The sequence below is a fragment of the Pseudomonas sp. NPDC089392 genome (assembly GCF_044749595.1).
In the GTDB taxonomy this organism is placed as follows: domain Bacteria; phylum Pseudomonadota; class Gammaproteobacteria; order Pseudomonadales; family Pseudomonadaceae; genus Aquipseudomonas.
The window spans coordinates 24,312-40,909 of the sequence record NZ_JBIVIF010000052.1 but is presented as its reverse complement, the minus strand read 5'-3'; the positions used below and the strand labels follow the sequence as shown (position 1 = coordinate 40,909).

The following is a 16,598-nucleotide window of genomic DNA, read 5'->3' as shown; positions in this document are numbered from 1 at the left end:
GCCGCCCGCGCGGCGCTTCGCGGCTAAAGCCGCTCCTACGTTTGTTTCGGGCCAATTATTCCTGTGGGATTTGCGCGCGTACGCCTTGGCGCATGCCTCGATATCGCGTCGTACAAACAAGGCGGTCGCGCGCGTCTGCACAGGAGGGACTGGCCCGAAACAAACGTAGGAGCGGCTTTAGCCGCGAAGCGCCGCGCGGGCGGCGCTCGATCTCATAGGCACTGAAAATGTTTCGGTGAACACCTGGCGGCGCTGGATCTCACAGGCACTGAAAATGTTTCGGTGAACACCTGGCGGCGCTGGATCTCACAGGCGCTGAAAATGTTTCGGTGAACACCTGGCGGCGCTCGATCTCACAGGCACCAAAAAGGCCAAGGCGAACACCCCGACCCACCCATCAATCCTCAGCCTGGTCCTCGCCACCCTGGCGGCTCATACCATACTTGCGCATCTTCTCGACCAGGGTGGTACGACGAATACGCAAACGTTCAGCCGCGCGCGCAACGATACCGTTGGCATCGTCCAGCGCCTGCTGGATCAGGCCTTGCTCCAGGCTACCAAGGTAGTCCTTCAGGTCCAGGCCCTCTGGCGGCAGCATGGCGTGGTTGCTGAAGTTCGGCGCATGGCCGTTGATGGCCACGCGCTCTTCCAGGTCGCTGCGCAGGCTGTCGACCATCTGCTCGTCCTCGTCATCGACATAGCGGAATTTCTTCGGCAGCTCGGACACGCCAATCACCCCGTACGGGTGCATGATGGCCATGCGCTCGACCAGGTTGGCCAGCTCGCGCACATTGCCCGGCCAGCCATGGCGGCACAGCGACATGATCGAAGCGGAGTTGAAGCGGATGGAACCGCGCTTCTCGTGCTCCATGCGCGAGATCAGCTCGTTCATCAGCAGCGGAATGTCTTCTACCCGCTCACGCAGGGGCGCCATTTCGATAGGGAACACGTTCAGGCGGTAGTACAGGTCTTCGCGGAACGTACCCTCCTCGATCATGGTTTCGAGGTTTTTGTGGGTCGCGGCGATGATGCGTACGTCGATGCTCTGGGTCTTGTTGCTGCCCACGCGCTCGAAGGTACGCTCCTGCAGCACGCGCAGCAGCTTGACCTGCATCGGCAGCGGCATGTCGCCGATTTCGTCGAGGAACAGGGTACCGCCATTGGCCAGCTCGAAGCGCCCGGCACGGCTGGTGATCGCCCCGGTAAAGGCACCCTTCTCGTGGCCGAACAGTTCGCTTTCCAGCAGCTCGGCCGGGATCGCGCCGCAGTTGACCGGCACGAACGGCGCTTCGCGGCGTTTGGAGTGGTAGTGCAGGTTGCGCGCCACCACTTCCTTGCCGGTGCCCGACTCGCCCAGGATCAGCACGCTGGCGTCAGTATCGGCCACTTGCTGCATCATCTGCCGCACATGCTGGATGGCACGGCTGGTGCCGACCAGGCTGCGGAACAGGTTGGGCTCGCGCTGGCGCCCGCGCTCGCGCGCCTGGTCGTACATTTCGCGGTAGACCTGGGCACGGTGCAGCGAATCCAGCAGCTGGCTGTAGCTTGGCGGCATTTCCAGGTTGGAAAGCACCCGGCGGCGAAGGTCTTCTGGCAGGTCTGCCGAAGAAATTTCACCTAAAAGCAGAACCGGAAGGAACTCATCCCACCCAGCCACTGTCTTAACGAGCCCAAGGAGATTGCCCGGAGCGCTGACAGTGCCAACGAGCACGCAAAGCACTTCGCGACTTGAAGACAACGGTTCGACGGCCTGCTGCCAGTCCTGGCTGGAGCACGCGATGTTTTCTTCGCCGAGAAAGTTCAGCACCACCGCAAGGTCGCGGCGGCGTGCGCTGTCGTCGTCTATCAGCAGAATCTTGGTTTCACGCCACATGCAATAGCAACTTCCCTAGTCATATCGGCGCCTCATGGGCGTGCTCGACATCATTCCGACTGAATGGTCAGTGTTCGGACGTCTGAAATTCGAAAACAGCCACTAGTAAAGTCAAAAAGGCCCACACAGTCAAATTTATGGCGCCTTTTGTTAAGTTGTGCGCATCTTAACTGAACAGATGGTAAACCTTCGAAGCATTTTTCGCTTGGTTGATCTGCATCATCTCTTCGGCAATTGCCTGGCGTTCGCCGGTTGTCACGTCGAGCAGGTTGCGGTAGACCTCCAGCACCCCTTCCAGCTTCTCGCGCAGCAACGCCTGGTCCATCGCGTGGGTTTCCAGCACCTCGTCGATGCAGGTGCGGCAGGCCACATCCAGCTTGGCAATGGCATCCCAGTCGCGTTCGCCCAAGGCGCCAACCAAAGCATCACAGGTGTCATCGAGGCGTTGCAGTGCGGTCACGGTAGTCTCCTTGCCGTCAGCTGGCCGGCTGAGCGTCGGCGATGCCGTCCCAGCCGCTTTTCACGGTAATCAGCAACTGGGCAACTTCGTCGATAATGCCGGCATCGTTGTCGACGTTGGCCTGCATCAGGCGGTTGGCCATGTACACGTAAAGTGCATCGAGCTTTTCGACGGACTCGGGGTTGTCGCTTTTTTCCGGCTGCAGGCCGTCGCGCAGGCCGATGATGATGTCGATCGCCTTGCCGAGCATCAGGCCCTTCTCCGCGATGTCACCGCGCGCCATGGCCCCCTTGGCCTGGGCCATGCGATCGAGGCCGCCTTCCATCAGCATCTGCACCAGGCGATGCGGCGTGGCTTCGGAAATCTGGGCATGGGAATTGACCTTCTGGTACTGACGAAGGGCTCTCATGGGATTCATCTTGCGACCTCGTGACGGGCAGGCTTAAGGGGGAGATATTCCTTGTATCGGGCGGACGGGGCAAAACTTTACCGGCCGATGACATGAAGCCCGGCATCATGCCCGGACTTCATGCAATGTTCACCCATCAATCGTCGCTGTTCGACTTGTTCAGCGCGTTGAGCGTGCTGAGCACCGAGCTCTGCTGCTGACGCAGCTGGGTGACCAGGGTGTCCATGTTGTTGTACTTGTCCTGCAGGCTCTTCTGCAGGGCTTCCATGCGGGCGTCCAGGGTGTCCTGCTCGGTCTTGAGCTTGGTCAGGCTTTCGCTGAGGACCTTGGAGCGCTCGGCCAGGGTGCCGGTAGCGGCCTTGGCAAAGGGCTCGGTGACCTTCTGCAGGCGCGCCAGCAGGCCGTCCTTGCCATTGAAGATGCTGGTCAGGTCGGCCGCATTGGTGGCTGCAGCCTTGTCCCACTTTTTGTCGTCCAGGCTCAGCGCACCGCCATCCTGGGCAGACGTGACGCCAAAAGCAGCCAGCGATTTCAAGGTACCGTTGCCCGAAACCGCATTGAGTTCTTCACGAATGGAAGTCATCAGTGTGCGCATCGTCGCATCACCGGTCAGCGCAGCAGCGGTCATGGTGCCATCGGCATTCTTGGTGACCTTGGTTTCTGCGTTCATCACAGTGAGCAAGGCATTGTAGGTATCGATGAAACCCTTGAGGCCCGACTTCAAGGTGGTGGAACTGGTCGCCAGCGAGAGGATGGTGGCTGTCTTTTCACCACTCGTAGCGTTTGTCGGCGAAGTGCCCACCAACTTGATATTGAGCCCGCTGACGGCATCATTGATGTCGTTGGTCTTGGACTTCATGGCGATGCCGTCGAGCGTATATTCGGCGTCTGTAGGCTCATCGACAACGGTATAATCAGTGTCGATGCCCGAGTTGCCCGAAAGGGTAATGTCGGAGCCTTCACCCATTTTGGTGGAGGTCACGATCAAACGAGAGCCATTGGCATCTGTCAGCACGTTGGCACTGAGACCAGCTACACCAAACTGGCTGTTGATGCTATCGCGCACCTGCTGCAACGTTGCGCCAGGGGGAACGCTCAGATCGAAGTTCTTACCGCCTTGACTCATGGTCAAAGTGGTCGGCGCGGTGCCACCATTGACTACCGAGCCCGCACCGTTCGCGTAAACCTTGGTCGACACCTTCGACGCGGTCGCCAACTTGTCCACAATCAACTTGAACGAACCGTTGGCAGCCCCGGTACCCATGGTGACGGTCGCGACTTTTTCATCCGAAGACTTCAGGCTCAGACCACCGAAGCTGTTGCTGTCTGTCATCGTGGTGAGTGCGCCACGGAAGGCATCCAGGGCTGCCTGAATCTTGCCGATAGAGGACAACGTGGTGGTTGCCTTCAGCGTTTGGGTATTGATCTGCGCCTGCTTCGGCGCCTTTTGCGCGGCCACCAGGGATTCTACGATCGCCTGGGTATCGATGCCCGAGCCAATACCGCTGACTGTTGTACCTGCCATCATTGCTCTCCTTGTTCAGTAGCTGCCGGATCCTTGGCGGAAATATCCATCAAATGTCGACAACAACAAAAATCATGCCAGCCTACGCCTGATCATCGAACAGCAAGCTGCTGGCTTCACTGAGGCTTTGCGCCAGCTTCAGCGCAAGTTCCGACGGAAGCTGTCGAATCACCTCACCGGACTGGGTGGCAATCACCTTGACCACCACCCGGCCCGTAGAATCATCAATGGAAAAGTCCAGCTGGCGCTGGCTCGACTGGACGAAATCACGAATCTCGCCAACTGCCTTTTCCAGGTCTTCACGCGAGTGCGGCTGTTTCTCGGGAGCTGCGACTGCTTGCACTTTGGCAGGGGCTGTAGGATCCCGATCAGCTACTGGCACCTGGGGTAACACCGAAGGGTACACCTGGCTCAGCTTGACACTCATGTCCATGTTTCGAACTCCTCACGTCCAAAACGGCAAAAGGGCACGTATACGCGCCCTTTCACCCTTTACTCAGGCGCCTGAATTACTGAAGCAGCTTCAGGACCGAGGATGGCAGCTGGTTGGCCTGCGACAGGATCGCAGTCGAAGCCTGCTGCAGGGTCTGCTGCTTGGTCAGCTCGGCAGTTTCCGAAGCGAAGTCCACGTCCTGCACGGTGGAACGGGCAGCGGTGGAGTTCTTCTGGATGTTCTGCAGGTTGTCCACGGTAGTTTGCAGACGGTTCTGGGTAGCACCCAGGCCCGAACGGACGCTGTCGATCGAACCAATGGCTTTGTCAATTACCGCCAGCGCGTTCTGGGCAGTAGTTGCATCGGTGACATTGGTTTCGGCGATAGAAGTCTTGGTCGAAGTAATCGCTTGTGCGCCGGTGACAAACAGGTCTTCAACACCAGGGCCGGTCAGCGAGTAGCCTTTGGCAGAATCCAGGTTCACTGCACCAGTGACGATTAGCGTGGCTGCATCCAGCGGGGCAGCAGTGCCGAGCTTGCCGGAACCATCTTTGGCAGCAACCTGGATACCTGCAACAGCACCAGCGTCGGCGCCAGTAAACTCAAGGTTTTCACCGGTATCGGACTTGACCGACAGAGTGCCCTTGGTCTCATCGTAGTTGACACTGATACCCAGTTTAGCGGCGTTGGACTTCAGCTGGTCAGCCAAGCCGGCAGTGTCAGTGACACCAACGAAGTCGACAGTCTGGCCACCCACTTCCAGCTTGAAGTTGGCGGATGCTGGGGAGGCAGCAGCGATAGCGGCTTTGTCGATGCTGAATTCGACTTCAGTGCTTGCAGTTGCGGTCAAGCCACCCACTGCACCATTCAGGGCCTTGGCGATTTCCTTGGCGGAAGCGCCTGCAGCGAGAGTCAAGTCAGTGCTCTGGCCGTTACCAGTGATGGTGACATCGCCACCAGCAATACCATCGGCATCCGGCAGGATGCCAACGCTTTTCACTTGCTGGGACCCAATGCTCTTGGCCGAAACGTTGTCCAGGGTCAGGTTGATGGTTTCGTTGGCGTTGGCGCCGACCTGGATGGCCTTGGTGCCGTACGAACCGTCCAGCAGCTTCTGGCCGCCGAAGGTGGTGGTGTCCGAAATACGGTTCAGCTCAGCGGTCAGAGCCTGGTATTCGTCGTTGTTCGACTTACGGTCGTCGGCGCTCAGGGAGCCAGTAGCCGAGGACAGGGCCAGGGTACGCATTTTCTGCAGGATGTCGGTCGAAGCCTGCATCGCGCCTTCGGCGGTCTGGGCGATCGAGATACCGTCGTTGGCGTTCTTGACTGCCTGGCCCAGGCCATTGATCTGGCTGGTCAGACGGTTGGCGATCTGCAGGCCGGCAGCGTCGTCTTTAGCGCTGTTGATGCGCAGACCCGAGGACAGGCGCTGCATCGAAGTGGTCTGAGCGTTGCTGGCCTTGGTCAGGTTGCTCTGGGTAGTGATCGACGCAATGTTGGTGTTTACAGTTAAAGCCATGACGAAATCCTCGTTGAATGGGTACTGCGGCTTCCGGCCTTGGCAACCGCCGGATTGGCCTAGAGAACCTTCGTAATAGTTATCGTCGGGTGCGCGGGTTGCTTGAGGGGTTTTTTTGAAAAAAAATGCTGGCAGGGGGCCAGCCCTGAAAAATCAAGGGGTTAAGGGCGGTTTATTGGCGTCAAAATTCGTTCGGAACACGTCGAAATTTCTGCAAGCCGCTTTCCCCTGTGGGAGCGGGTTCACCCGCGAACACCGGCAGAGCCGGTGCCATATACCGCGTTGCCCTCTTCGCGGGTGAACCCGCTCCTACACTGGCCGTTACAGGCCAGTGATAATCTTCAGGCATTAAAAAAGCGCCGGGCGGTGGCCGCCGGGCGCTTTTTGGAGCTGCTATGGATCAATCGCGATAGAGAATGGCCGAGCCCCACGACAGGCCCACGCCGAAGCCGCTGATCGCCACGCGCTTCCAGCTGCCGTCAAGCATGTGCTTCTGCAGCAGCAGCGGTACGCTGGAGGACACGGTATTGCCGGTTTCCAGCATGTCCTTGACGAACTTCTCCGGGTGCTGCTCCTCGAAGCGCCGGGCCACGGCGTCGACAATCGCCGCACTGCCCTGGTGGATGCAGAAGGCGTCGATATCCGCAGACTTCAGGCCGCTGGCATCCAGCAGCTCGTGCAGGTGCGCCGGCACCTTGACCAGGGCAAAGTTGAACACCTGGCGGCCGTTCATGAAGAACTTGCCATCGGTAACCTTCAGGTGCTCGGCACCAGAACCGTCAGTGCCGAAACGCGCCTGGCCCAGGTTCCACACCGCGTTTTCACCCATCCAGGTAGCCGTGGCGGCATCGCCGAACAGCATGGTGGTGTTGCGGTCTTCCGGGTCGACGATCTTCGAATACGGGTCGGCGGTGATCAGCAGGCCGTTTTTCAGCCCTGCCGCTTCCATGAAGCCTTTGATGGCATACAGCCCGTACACGTAGCCAGAACAGCCCAGCGACACGTCGAACGCTGCCACGCGGGTGGACAGGCCGAGTTTGCTCTGGACGATGGCGGCGGTGTGCGGCAGGCCTTCTTCGTCGCCGTTCTGGGTGACCACGATCAGCGCATCGATCGCTTGCGGGTCGAGGTCGGGGTTGCTGGCGAACAGCGCCTGGGCGGCTTCTACGCACAGGTCGGAGGTTTCCTGTTCAGCAGCCTTGCGCGGCAGGAACGACGCGCCGATCTTGCCGAACATGAACTCTTCGTCCTTGCCGAACTTCGCACCCTGGACGTAGTTGTCCAGGCCAGCGGTGGGCACGTAACTCGCAATGCTTTTGATGCCAATCATTCTGGCTTCCCAATGAAAACAGCCAAAGACCACCACTCGATGAATTGAGGGCGCCAAATACCGGAGCGTCACCGCTGGGGGCTGAAGGCAGTGCTCGCCTGCGCACCGGTAACAAAATGCTGCAACAGCTGCTGCATAGAATACAGGGAAGATGAACGTTTTGACTCATTGGTCACATTGAAATGCTACGAAAGCCGTGCCGAGGGTGTGGGGACCGGGGTTTTCGCAGGCATGAAAAAGCTGGGGCCGCTTTGCGCCCCTTCGCGGGCTTGCCCGCTCCCACAGGAAATGCGCAGGCTTCAAGCACACGCAAAACCTGTGGGAGCGGGCAAGCCCGCGAAGGGGCGCAAAGCGGCCCCAGTGATCGAAAAGTCAGCTTAGAGCTTGTTGAACAGGCTCAATTGCGAAATACGCGAGAAGGCCAGCTGCGAGGCCTCGAGCATGGCCTGTTGCAGGGTCAGGGTGATGGCCGCTTGCGACATGTCGGTGTTGCCGATGGCGTTCTGGGTGGTCTTGTTGGCCAGGCCCAGGCTGGTGTTCTCCTGGCGCTGGATCTCCAGCGAGTTGCCACGCGCACCGATCGAACCACGGGTGATGTCCACCTGCTCACGGGCACTGGCCAGGTTGGCGATTGCCGAGGCCGCCGCATCCTTCAGCGCATTGGCCGAGCCAGCGCCGGTCACCGGGGTGTCCAGGGCCGCACGCAGCTGGCTGATGGTTTCCAGCACGTTCTGGTTCTGGTGGGTATTGGCCGTGACCGCGAACTGGTCACCCGCCTCGGGCGAACCGGACACCTGGTAGGTCACCCCTGCCACGGTCAACGACGGCGCACTGAAAGTGCCTTTGGCGACCGGCTTGCTGTCGGCCGTCATCGGTTGGGCATAGAACTCGTAAGTACCCGGGCCGGTGAACTTGATCACCGCACCATTGCTCGGGAAGGTGCTGCGGTAGGCGGCTTCATCGGTCACGCTGCTGCCGGTAACCTGGGCACTGGAGGTGTTGCTGCCGTTACGGGTGGTGTTGAACGAGTCCGGCCGTGCTTCCAGGGAGAACTCGCGCCCCGCAATGGCCGCGTCGGCATCGGCGCCCTCTTCCAGGGTAACGGTGATTTCGAATTCCACGCCACGCAGGGCAATCTTGTTGGCGCCTTCGGTCTTGCTGTCGAAGGTACCGTTGGTGGCGGTTTCGGAGGTGATGTCCTTGCCGCTGGCGTCGGTGATGGTGTACTGGGTCGCGCTGGTGAAGGTCAGCTTGTAGGGCTGGCCTGCGGTGAAGCTGTTGTTGTAGGTGGTGCTCGAAGTCAGCAGGCCTGACGACACGCCGACCACGCTATCGTCGGTCGCCGGCACCAGCAGGGTCGACTGGGTGCGGCTCTTGTTGCTGGCCGAGTCGAAGATGCTGAAACCGGTGTCGTTGGTGGCCAGGTTCAGGGTATCGGACACCTGCAGGCTCAGCTGGGTCTGGTCACCGTGGTAGCTATAGGTGCCATCGGAGTTGCGCACATACGGTGGCGTGGTGCTCTTGGAGCCGCCGAACATGTAGTCGCCGTTGGCATCGCGCGAGTTGAGCAAACCAAAGATGTTTGCTTCGATCTCTTTCAGCTCGGTGCTGATGGCCACGCGATCAGAGTCGGTCACGCCGGCACCGCCGGCACGAATCGCCAGCTCGCTGGCGCGCTGCATGGCATCGTTGATGGTGGTGAGCACGCTCTCTTCCTGCAGCAGCGAGTTGCTCACCGTGTTGATGTTGCCGCTGTACTGGTCCAGCAACGACTGCTGCTGTTGCAGCAGCAGCAGGCGCGCAGCACCGACCGGGTCATCGGCGGCAGTCTGGATACGAATACCCGACGTCACCTGGTCGTTGGTCTTGTTCATGTCGGAGAAGTTCTTGGAGTAGCTGCTGGCGCTGGCCTCATAGAACTGAGCAGTGGAAATACGCACGAGAGTCTACTCCTTACAAAGCGTTGATCAGGGTGCTGAAGGTTTCTTGCGCCGCCTTGATGATCTGCGATGACGCCGTGTAGTAATGCTGGAACTTGACCAGGCTGGCCGCTTCGTCATCCAGGTTGACCCCGGACACCGCGCTGCGGCTTTCGCTGGCGGACTTGAGCACGGCCGTGGTCGCGGTGCTGTCGATGGACGCCTGGTTGGCCTTGGCACCCACACGCTCGACCAGCGAGGCGTAGGCGGAAGTGAAGCTGGTACCGCCGCCGGAACCGGTGTTCACCGTCGACTTGGTCTGCAGGTCGAGCAGCGCCGTGGCGTTGCGGTTGTCAGCCTTGCCGTCGGCGTTGAACGACAGGGTGAAACTGTCATTGGCTGCCGGGCTGCCGCCGATGGTGGTCTCGACACTGAAGGTACGCGGGTTGCCGCTGCCGTCGAGAATCGGGTCGCCGGCAGCATCGAGCATCGGCACGGCCACCGACAGTTTGTTGTCGGTACCAGGGACCACGCTGCCGGTGCCGATCTGGGTGCCCTTGGCATCGAACAGTTTGTAACCCTGGGAGCCGCCACTGGCCGCGTCGAACACCACGCGCACCGGCATCGAGTCGCGAATCGACTGCTGGATCAATGCAGTGTCGGCACCGCCGTAAATGTCCAGCGATTCGCTCAGGGTCGGCTGGGTAATGGTGCCGGTACCGCTGTTGCCGCTGCCGGCGGCGGCGCTGACCGGCCCGGCAAACGCCAGCTTGTTGGCATCGGTCAGGATGGTGGTAATGCTACCGGCGGCCGAACGGGTGGGGATGACCTTGAAGCTGTCGCCAGCCGCCAGGCCGCCGCCTTTCAACGCCAGGCTGAAGCCATCGATGACCGGCGCCGGGTCGGCATTCAGGTCGAAGCTGCCCATGTCGGTGCCGTCGGAGCGGCGCACACTGTACTGGTTGGCGCTGGTGAACTTCACCTCATAGTCGTAGGTGGTCAGCGCGCCGCTGTCGGCAATGGTCACATCCAGGTTGCCGGAGCCTGCGCTGTTGTTCGACGAGGCCAGGCTGCGTTGGGCAATGGCGGTGGCGCTGTTGATGCTGGAGAACAGCGAGCTGCCGAACTGGCCATTGGCATCCAGGCCCTGCCCCAGCTGGCTGTTGATACTGTCGGCGACCACCAGGGCGACACGCCCCAGCTCGTTCATCGACGGCGTCAGCACGTCCTGGCGATAGCGCAGCAGGCCGCCAATCGCGCCCCCGGAAACCACCGAGGTCACGTCCGAGCTGAACGAGTCATAGTTGATGCGCAGGCTGACCTGGCTCTTGTCGGCCACACCCGGCTCCACCGACAGGGTATTGGCCTTGGTACCGGTGACCAGCGACTGGCCACTGCCCAGGTACACGTCGTAGTTGCCGTCACGCTCCTGCACCGTCACCCCGACCAGCTCATTGAGCTGGCGCACGGCTTCGCTGCGCGCATCCAGCAGGCTGTTGGGGGTATTGCCAGAGGCGCTGGCCGCAGTGATCTGCTTGTTGTACTCGGCAATGTTGGCGGTGAGCTTGTTCACCTGCCCGGCCATGGTATCGAGTTGCGAGTTGATCGTGGCGTTCTGCTGGCTCAGCTGGGTGCTCACCGCGTTGAATCGGTTGCTCAGGGTTTGCGCCTGGGTCAGCAGCAGCTGGCGCGAGGCAACGTCACCCGGCTTGGCCGCGGCAGTCTGCAGGGCCGAGAAAAAGGCGGTAAGGACCGAGCTGATGCCGGTGTCGCGGTCGGCCAGCAGCTTGTCGACGCTGGTGATCTGGTCCTGGTACGTCAGCGAGTCAGCCTGCAGCGAGGTGGCCGTCTGCAGCTGGTTGTCCAGGTAGGAGCTGTAGATGCGCCGCACGTCTGCCAGTGTGGTGCCGGTACCGATGAAGCCAGCACCAATGTTATGCGACGGGCCCGCTGCCTGCAGCGTCTGCTGGCGCGAATAGCCACTGGTCGCGGCGTTGGCGATGTTGTTACTGGTTACCGACAATGCCGCCTGGCTGGCATTCAGGCCACTCAGGCCAATCGAAATCAGGCTCGACATGATTTAGTCCTTTTATAGATTCGTGGTTCTGCCAGCCATGGCGTATTGCGGGGTTGCTTGCATTTGCTGGGCGATGCTGATGATCTTTCGTGCATAGCCCGGGTCGGTCGCATAACCTGCCTTTTGCAGCTCTCTTGCAAACTGCTCAGGGTTATCGGCCGAATTCAGTGCTTCTTGATAGCGGGAGTTGTTCTGCAGCAGGCTCACCAGGTCATGGAAGCTGTCCTGATAGGAATCATAGGAACGGAACGCGGCCGTTTCCTTGACGAACTGGCCATCGCGGAACTCGCTGGTAATCGCCCGCGCCTGCTCACCCTGCCAGTTGCCAGTGGCCTTGATGCCGAACAGGTTGTGGCTGCTGCTGCCATCGCCATTGCGCATCACCGACTTGCCCCAGCCGGTTTCCAGGGCGGCCTGGGCCACCAGGTAGCGTGGGTCGATACCAATGCGCTTGGCGGCCTGCTCGGCCATCGGCAGCATGGTGGCGACGAATTCGTCACTGTCGGCAAAGGCCTTTTTCGGCGCCAGCGGCGGCTGTGCCACGGCGCGGCCGACAATGCGCAGGCCGTTGTCCGGTACGGCAAAGGCCTTGGCCACTTGCTGGCCGTCGCGGGCCGGCACGGCGGCGGTGTTGGTGCTGCCCGCCGACGGCACGATGCCCGCCAGCAGGCGGTCGGTGAGCTTGCTCGGCAGCGCCAGGCGCCGCGCGTTGAGCGCGGCGACGTCGTTGCGGGTGGTGGCCGAACCCGTGGCATGCACCGGCTCCGCCACCTTGTTGCCCCACAGCGCCGGGCCACTGTTGTCGGCGCGCGGGAACGGGCTGGTGTTGATCGACGCACTGCGGCCCTTGGTCAGCTGGCGTACCAGCACATCCTGCAGGCCGATACCGCCGCCCTCGCGGGACATGCTCACGGCCAGCTGCTGGTCGTACATGTCGCGGTACTGCTTGACCGTTTCGGTGTTCATCGGGTTGTCGTCGGCCAGCACGTCGCTGGCCTTGCGCGACGCCTTGAGCATTTCGCTGATGAACAGCGACTCGAACTCCTGCGCCACCTTGCGCACGTTGGCTTCGCTGTCGCGGTCACCATGCTTGAGCGCGTTCAGGCGGTTGAGGTCGGTGTAGGCGCCGCTGTCGCCGCTGCCGGAAACCAGGCTTTTGCTGTTCATCCGCGCCGTCCTCAGATCACGATCAGGTCGGCCTGCAAGGCGCCGGCCTGTTTCAGGGCTTCGAGGATGGCCATCAGGTCGCTGGGCGCTGCGCCCACCTGGTTGACCGCACGCACGATCTCATCCAGCGTGGTGCCCGGGCCGAACTTGAACATCGGCTTGGCTTCCTGCTCGGCGTTGACCCGCGAGCGTGGCACCACGGCGGTCTGGCCGTTGGAGAAGGCCCCCGGCTGGCTGACGATCGGGTCTTCGGTAATGGTCACGGTCAGGCTGCCGTGGGTCACCGCGGCTGGCGACACCTTGACGTTCTGGCCGATGACGATGGTGCCGGTACGCGAGTTGATGATGACCTTGGCCACTGCCTGGCCCGGGTCGATTTCGAGGTTTTCGAGAATCGACAGGTAATCCACGCGCTGGCTTGGGTCCATCGGCGCACTGACCCGCACCGAGCCACCGTCCACAGCCTGGGCCACACCGGGGCCGAGCAGGTCGTTGACCTTGTCGACGATGCGTTTGGCGGTGGTGAAGTCGGGGCGATTGAGGTTCAGGGTCAGGCTGTTGCCCTGGTTGAAGCCGCTCGGCACGGCACGTTCAACGCTGGCACCGCCAGGGATGCGACCAGCCGACGGAACGTTGACGGTGATTTTCGAGCCGTCACGGCCCTCGGCGTCAAAGCCGCCCACCACCAGGTTGCCCTGGGCGATGGCGTACACGTTGCCGTCGATACCCTTGAGCGGGGTCATCAGCAGGCTACCGCCACGCAGGCTCTTGGAATTGCCGATCGAGGAAACGGTAATGTCCACCACCTGGCCAGGCTTGGCGAACGGCGGCAGGTCGGCATGCACCGACACCGCCGCGACGTTTTTCAGCTGCACGTTGCCGGAGCCTGCCGGCACCTTGATGCCGAACTGCGACAGCATGTTATTGAAGGTTTGCAGGGTGAACGGGGTCTGGGTGGTCTGGTCACCCGTGCCGTTCAGGCCCACCACCAGGCCGTAACCAATCAACTGGTTGGAACGTACGCCAGAGATGCTGGCGATGTCCTTCAGGCGCTCGGCCTGGGCAGCAAAGGCACAGGACAGGAGCAGGGTTGCGGCAAGCAGCTGCCTCACGTTGAACATGGTCATCCGTACTCAGAAAGGCCAAAGCGGGCTGATGAAGAAGCGGTCCAGCCACCCGGGCTGGCTGGCATCGGCGAACGAGCCGGTACCGGAATAGGTGATGCGCGCGTCGGCCACTCGGGTGGACGGCACGGTGTTGTCGGTGGCGATGTCGTCAGCGCGAACCATGCCGGCAATGCGCACCAGCTCTTCGCCGGTGTTCAGGGTCAGCCACTTCTCGCCGCGCACGGCAATGATGCCGTTGGGCAGCACTTCGGCCACGGTGACGGTAATGGAGCCGGTCAGGGTGTTGCCCTGGGTGGCCTTGCTGTCGCCCTTGGTGGCGCGATCACCGCTGTAGCCGGCTTCCAGCGACAGGTCGCCACTGCCAAACGGGTTGTTGGTGTTTGGCGTGGTGCCGAACAGCGAGGTCAGGCCGATGTCGGCCTTGCTGTTCTTGGCGATCTGCGAACCGGCGTTCTTGCTGGCCGAGGTTTTCTCGTTGAGGGTGATGGTGATGATGTCACCCACCCGGAACGCCTTGCGGTCGCTATACAGGTTCTGCTCGAAACCGGCCTGGTAGATCGAACCGTTGTTGGCCGCTGCCGGCAACGGGGTGCGCGGCAGTACCGGCGCGTAGTACGGGTCGTTGGGCTTGGGCGTCGGCGCGACGCAACCTGCCAGCAACACCGCCCCCCCCAGGGCGAACACGGACAACAGACGATTCATGACGCTTACCTCACGGGTGCAATGGAACTGCCAGGCTTGAAGCTGCCTGCCTTAAAGCTGTTGAGTAACGAACGACAGCATCTGGTCGGCGGTGGAAATGACCTTGGAGTTCATCTCATAGGCACGTTGGGTGGTGATCATGTTCACCAGCTCTTCCACGGTGCTGACGTTGGAGTTTTCCAGGGTCTGCTGCTGGGTGGTGCCGAAACCGTTCAGGCCCGGGGTGCCGACTTGTGGCGCGCCACTGGCGGCGGTTTCGAGGAACAGGTTGTCGCCGATGGCTTGCAGGCCGGCCGGGTTGATGAAGTCGGCGGTCTGGATGTTGCCGATCACTTGCGCGGCCGGGTTGCCGGCAGTGGTGATCGACACGGTGCCATCCTGGCCGACGGTGAAGGTTTGCGCGTCGTTCGGTACGACCACGGCAGGCTCCAGGGCGTAGCCGTTGGCGGTTACGATCTGGCCGTCGGAGTTCAGGTGGAAAGTACCGTCACGGGTGTACGAAACAGTGCCGTCCGGCTGCAGGATCTGGAAGAAGCCACGGCCGTTGACCGCCATGTCCAGCGGGTTTTCGGTGGTTTGCAGGCTGCCGGCGACAAAGCTTTTCTGGGTGCCGACGATGCGCACACCGGTACCGACCTGCAGGCCCGAAGGCAGCTCGCTGTCCTGGGTGGACTGGGCACCGGGCTGGCGGCGGATCTGGTAAAGCAAGTCGGCAAACTCGGCACGGTCACGCTTGAAGCCGGTGGTGGAGACGTTGGCCAGGTTGTTGGAAATGACCGTCAGGTTGGTGTCCTGGGCGGACAGGCCGGTTTTAGCGACCCAAAGAGCCGGAAGCATGTAAGTTCTCCTCGTGCGCCTGTTTTACGGCACCCGTTCAAAAGTGATTAGCCGATTTGCAAAACCCGAGCCATGGCTTCGTCGCCTTCCTTGGCCGTGTTCATCATCTTGACGTGCAGTTCGAACTGGCGGGACAGCGCCAGTACCGAGGTCATTTCCTCGACGGCGTTGACGTTGCTGCCTTCCAGAAAGCCCGATACCACCCGCACGTTGACGTCGGCGTCGGCCGGCTGGCCAGTGGCGGTGTGGATCAGGCCGTCCAGGCCCTTTTTCAGGCCCTTGGTGTCCGGGTTGACCAGCTTGATGCGGTCGACTTCGGCGATCACCCGCGGGTCTTCACCCATGGAGCGGATGCTCAGGGTGCCGTCGGCGCCCACTTCCACCTTCTGCTCTGGCGGGATGGCGATCGGGCCACCGTTGCCGATCACCGGCATGCCGTTGCCGGCGCGCAGCACGCCAAGGGCGTCGATGTTCAGGCTGCCGGTACGCACATAGGCTTCACTGCCGTCCGGCGCCTGCACGGCGATGAAGCCCTTGCCGGTCACCGCCACGTCGAGTTCGCGGCCGGTTTCGACCAGCGGGCCTTCGCTGAAGTCGGTGGCCGGGCGCTCGGTCATGGCAAAGGCGCGCGCCGGAAAGCTGTCACCAAACACCGGCATCGAGCGCGCCTGCTCCAGGTCACGCTGAAAACCGTTGGTGGAAACGTTCGCCAGGTTGTTGGCGTGGGCCTTTTGCGCCAGCGCGTTCTGGCTGGCGCCGGTCATGGCCACATAAAGCAACTTGTCCACAGTATCTCCTCTGCGCGCACCTGCCGCGCTGTCACTGGGCAGGTTCAAAGCAATAATCGAACCAAGTCTTAAACGCCCGATTTACGGGGCTTTCAGCGTAGCAAGGGGCAATAACCGTCAGTTTGTCGGCGGATGTTTGCCGCCTGCGGCAAGGGTTTGCTCAATGGCTGCGGCAGCCCGCGTTGTTGTAGGGGCCGGCATGGCGTACCCAGCCTTTGCCCGGGTTGTGGGCCGAGCACAGGTAGCGGCCGGTGACCAGGCTTTGCCATAGGTAGAACGGGGCGGGGGCGGCGGAGAGCGGCAGGGCCGTGGCCAGCAGGGCTATCAGCATTAGCCTTATCATGAGCGTTAGCCTTTCAGAATTTGGGGCCGCGTTGCGGCCCATCGCGACGCAAGGCCGCTCCTACATGGATCGCGGTCACCTGTAGGAGC

15 protein-coding genes are annotated in these 16,598 nt (G+C 61.5%); all 15 read right to left on the bottom strand.

Annotation, left to right across the window (positions count from 1 at the left end; translation table 11 throughout):
• Window positions 1–397: 397 nt before the first annotated feature.
• The 15 genes from fleQ to ACIP1G_RS28230 all read right to left on the bottom strand — a co-directional run bounded on the left by fleQ (window position 398) and on the right by ACIP1G_RS28230 (window position 16,509).
• Window positions 398–1,873, bottom strand: coding sequence for a transcriptional regulator FleQ (gene fleQ, locus ACIP1G_RS28300; protein WP_400743076.1), 1,476 nt, complete (start codon window positions 1,871–1,873; stop codon window positions 398–400).
• Between the two features lie 166 nt (window positions 1,874–2,039).
• Window positions 2,040–2,333: a flagellar protein FliT gene (locus ACIP1G_RS28295; protein ID WP_400743073.1), complete on the bottom strand. Its 294-nt coding sequence runs from the start codon at window positions 2,331–2,333 to the stop codon at window positions 2,040–2,042.
• A 16-nt stretch (window positions 2,334–2,349) separates the two neighbouring features.
• Window positions 2,350–2,751: a flagellar export chaperone FliS gene (fliS, locus tag ACIP1G_RS28290; RefSeq protein ID WP_400743071.1), complete on the bottom strand. Its 402-nt coding sequence runs from the start codon at window positions 2,749–2,751 to the stop codon at window positions 2,350–2,352.
• A gap of 127 nt (window positions 2,752–2,878) precedes the next feature.
• Entirely contained in the window at window positions 2,879–4,267 is a 1,389-nt protein-coding gene (gene fliD / locus ACIP1G_RS28285; RefSeq protein ID WP_400743068.1) for a flagellar filament capping protein FliD, read from the bottom strand.
• A gap of 82 nt (window positions 4,268–4,349) precedes the next feature.
• Window positions 4,350–4,700: a flagellar protein FlaG gene (locus ACIP1G_RS28280; RefSeq protein ID WP_400743065.1), complete on the bottom strand. Its 351-nt coding sequence runs from the start codon at window positions 4,698–4,700 to the stop codon at window positions 4,350–4,352.
• A gap of 76 nt (window positions 4,701–4,776) precedes the next feature.
• Complete coding sequence (locus tag ACIP1G_RS28275; protein WP_400743062.1) at window positions 4,777–6,219, bottom strand: flagellin; 1,443 nt, start codon at window positions 6,217–6,219, stop codon at window positions 4,777–4,779.
• A 400-nt stretch (window positions 6,220–6,619) separates the two neighbouring features.
• Entirely contained in the window at window positions 6,620–7,549 is a 930-nt protein-coding gene (locus ACIP1G_RS28270) for a ketoacyl-ACP synthase III (RefSeq protein WP_400743059.1), read from the bottom strand.
• A gap of 377 nt (window positions 7,550–7,926) precedes the next feature.
• Window positions 7,927–9,489 (bottom strand): flagellar hook-associated protein 3, encoded by a 1,563-nt coding sequence (locus ACIP1G_RS28265; RefSeq protein WP_400743057.1) that lies wholly within the window; start codon window positions 9,487–9,489, stop codon window positions 7,927–7,929.
• 13 nt (window positions 9,490–9,502) lie between these two features.
• A complete protein-coding gene (gene flgK, locus ACIP1G_RS28260; protein WP_400743054.1) occupies window positions 9,503–11,545 on the bottom strand; it encodes a flagellar hook-associated protein FlgK in 2,043 nt (680 codons plus the stop codon).
• Between the two features lie 12 nt (window positions 11,546–11,557).
• Entirely contained in the window at window positions 11,558–12,712 is a 1,155-nt protein-coding gene (gene flgJ / locus ACIP1G_RS28255) for a flagellar assembly peptidoglycan hydrolase FlgJ (protein ID WP_400743051.1), read from the bottom strand.
• A gap of 11 nt (window positions 12,713–12,723) precedes the next feature.
• Window positions 12,724–13,833 carry a flagellar basal body P-ring protein FlgI gene (locus ACIP1G_RS28250; RefSeq protein WP_400743048.1) on the bottom strand — a complete coding sequence of 370 codons (1,110 nt, stop codon included), beginning with the start codon at window positions 13,831–13,833 and terminating at the stop codon, window positions 12,724–12,726.
• A gap of 12 nt (window positions 13,834–13,845) precedes the next feature.
• Window positions 13,846–14,541, bottom strand: a complete 696-nt coding sequence (flgH, locus tag ACIP1G_RS28245; protein WP_400743046.1) for a flagellar basal body L-ring protein FlgH — start codon at window positions 14,539–14,541, stop codon at window positions 13,846–13,848.
• Between the two features lie 51 nt (window positions 14,542–14,592).
• The gene (flgG, locus tag ACIP1G_RS28240; RefSeq protein ID WP_016498523.1) at window positions 14,593–15,378 is read right to left on the bottom strand and encodes a flagellar basal-body rod protein FlgG; all 786 of its coding nucleotides are present in this window, start codon (window positions 15,376–15,378) and stop codon (window positions 14,593–14,595) included.
• A 47-nt stretch (window positions 15,379–15,425) separates the two neighbouring features.
• On the bottom strand, window positions 15,426–16,166 hold the full coding sequence (locus tag ACIP1G_RS28235) for a flagellar basal body rod protein FlgF (RefSeq protein ID WP_400743043.1): 741 nt from the start codon (window positions 16,164–16,166) through the stop codon (window positions 15,426–15,428).
• Window positions 16,167–16,326: 160 nt separating this feature from the next.
• Window positions 16,327–16,509 (bottom strand): hypothetical protein, encoded by a 183-nt coding sequence (locus ACIP1G_RS28230; RefSeq protein WP_400743040.1) that lies wholly within the window; start codon window positions 16,507–16,509, stop codon window positions 16,327–16,329.
• Between the last annotated feature and the right edge of the window lie 89 nt (window positions 16,510–16,598).

What these genes read in the sequence shown, in the direction of transcription:
- fliS (WP_400743071.1), bottom strand. Translation starts at nt 2,751, where the DNA reads ATGAATCCCATGAGAGCCCTTCGTCAGTACCAGAAGGTCAATTCCCAT.
- ACIP1G_RS28270 (WP_400743059.1), bottom strand. Translation starts at nt 7,549, where the DNA reads ATGATTGGCATCAAAAGCATTGCGAGTTACGTGCCCACCGCTGGCCTG.
- ACIP1G_RS28250 (WP_400743048.1), bottom strand. Translation starts at nt 13,833, where the DNA reads ATGTTCAACGTGAGGCAGCTGCTTGCCGCAACCCTGCTCCTGTCCTGT.
- flgG (WP_016498523.1), bottom strand. Translation starts at nt 15,378, where the DNA reads ATGCTTCCGGCTCTTTGGGTCGCTAAAACCGGCCTGTCCGCCCAGGAC.
- flgH (WP_400743046.1), bottom strand. Translation starts at nt 14,541, where the DNA reads ATGAATCGTCTGTTGTCCGTGTTCGCCCTGGGGGGGGCGGTGTTGCTG.
- fleQ (WP_400743076.1), bottom strand. Translation starts at nt 1,873, where the DNA reads ATGTGGCGTGAAACCAAGATTCTGCTGATAGACGACGACAGCGCACGC.
- ACIP1G_RS28280 (WP_400743065.1), bottom strand. Translation starts at nt 4,700, where the DNA reads ATGGACATGAGTGTCAAGCTGAGCCAGGTGTACCCTTCGGTGTTACCC.
- ACIP1G_RS28230 (WP_400743040.1), bottom strand. Translation starts at nt 16,509, where the DNA reads ATGATAAGGCTAATGCTGATAGCCCTGCTGGCCACGGCCCTGCCGCTC.
- flgK (WP_400743054.1), bottom strand. Translation starts at nt 11,545, where the DNA reads ATGTCGAGCCTGATTTCGATTGGCCTGAGTGGCCTGAATGCCAGCCAG.
- fliD (WP_400743068.1), bottom strand. Translation starts at nt 4,267, where the DNA reads ATGGCAGGTACAACAGTCAGCGGTATTGGCTCGGGCATCGATACCCAG.
- ACIP1G_RS28275 (WP_400743062.1), bottom strand. Translation starts at nt 6,219, where the DNA reads ATGGCTTTAACTGTAAACACCAACATTGCGTCGATCACTACCCAGAGC.
- flgJ (WP_400743051.1), bottom strand. Translation starts at nt 12,712, where the DNA reads ATGAACAGCAAAAGCCTGGTTTCCGGCAGCGGCGACAGCGGCGCCTAC.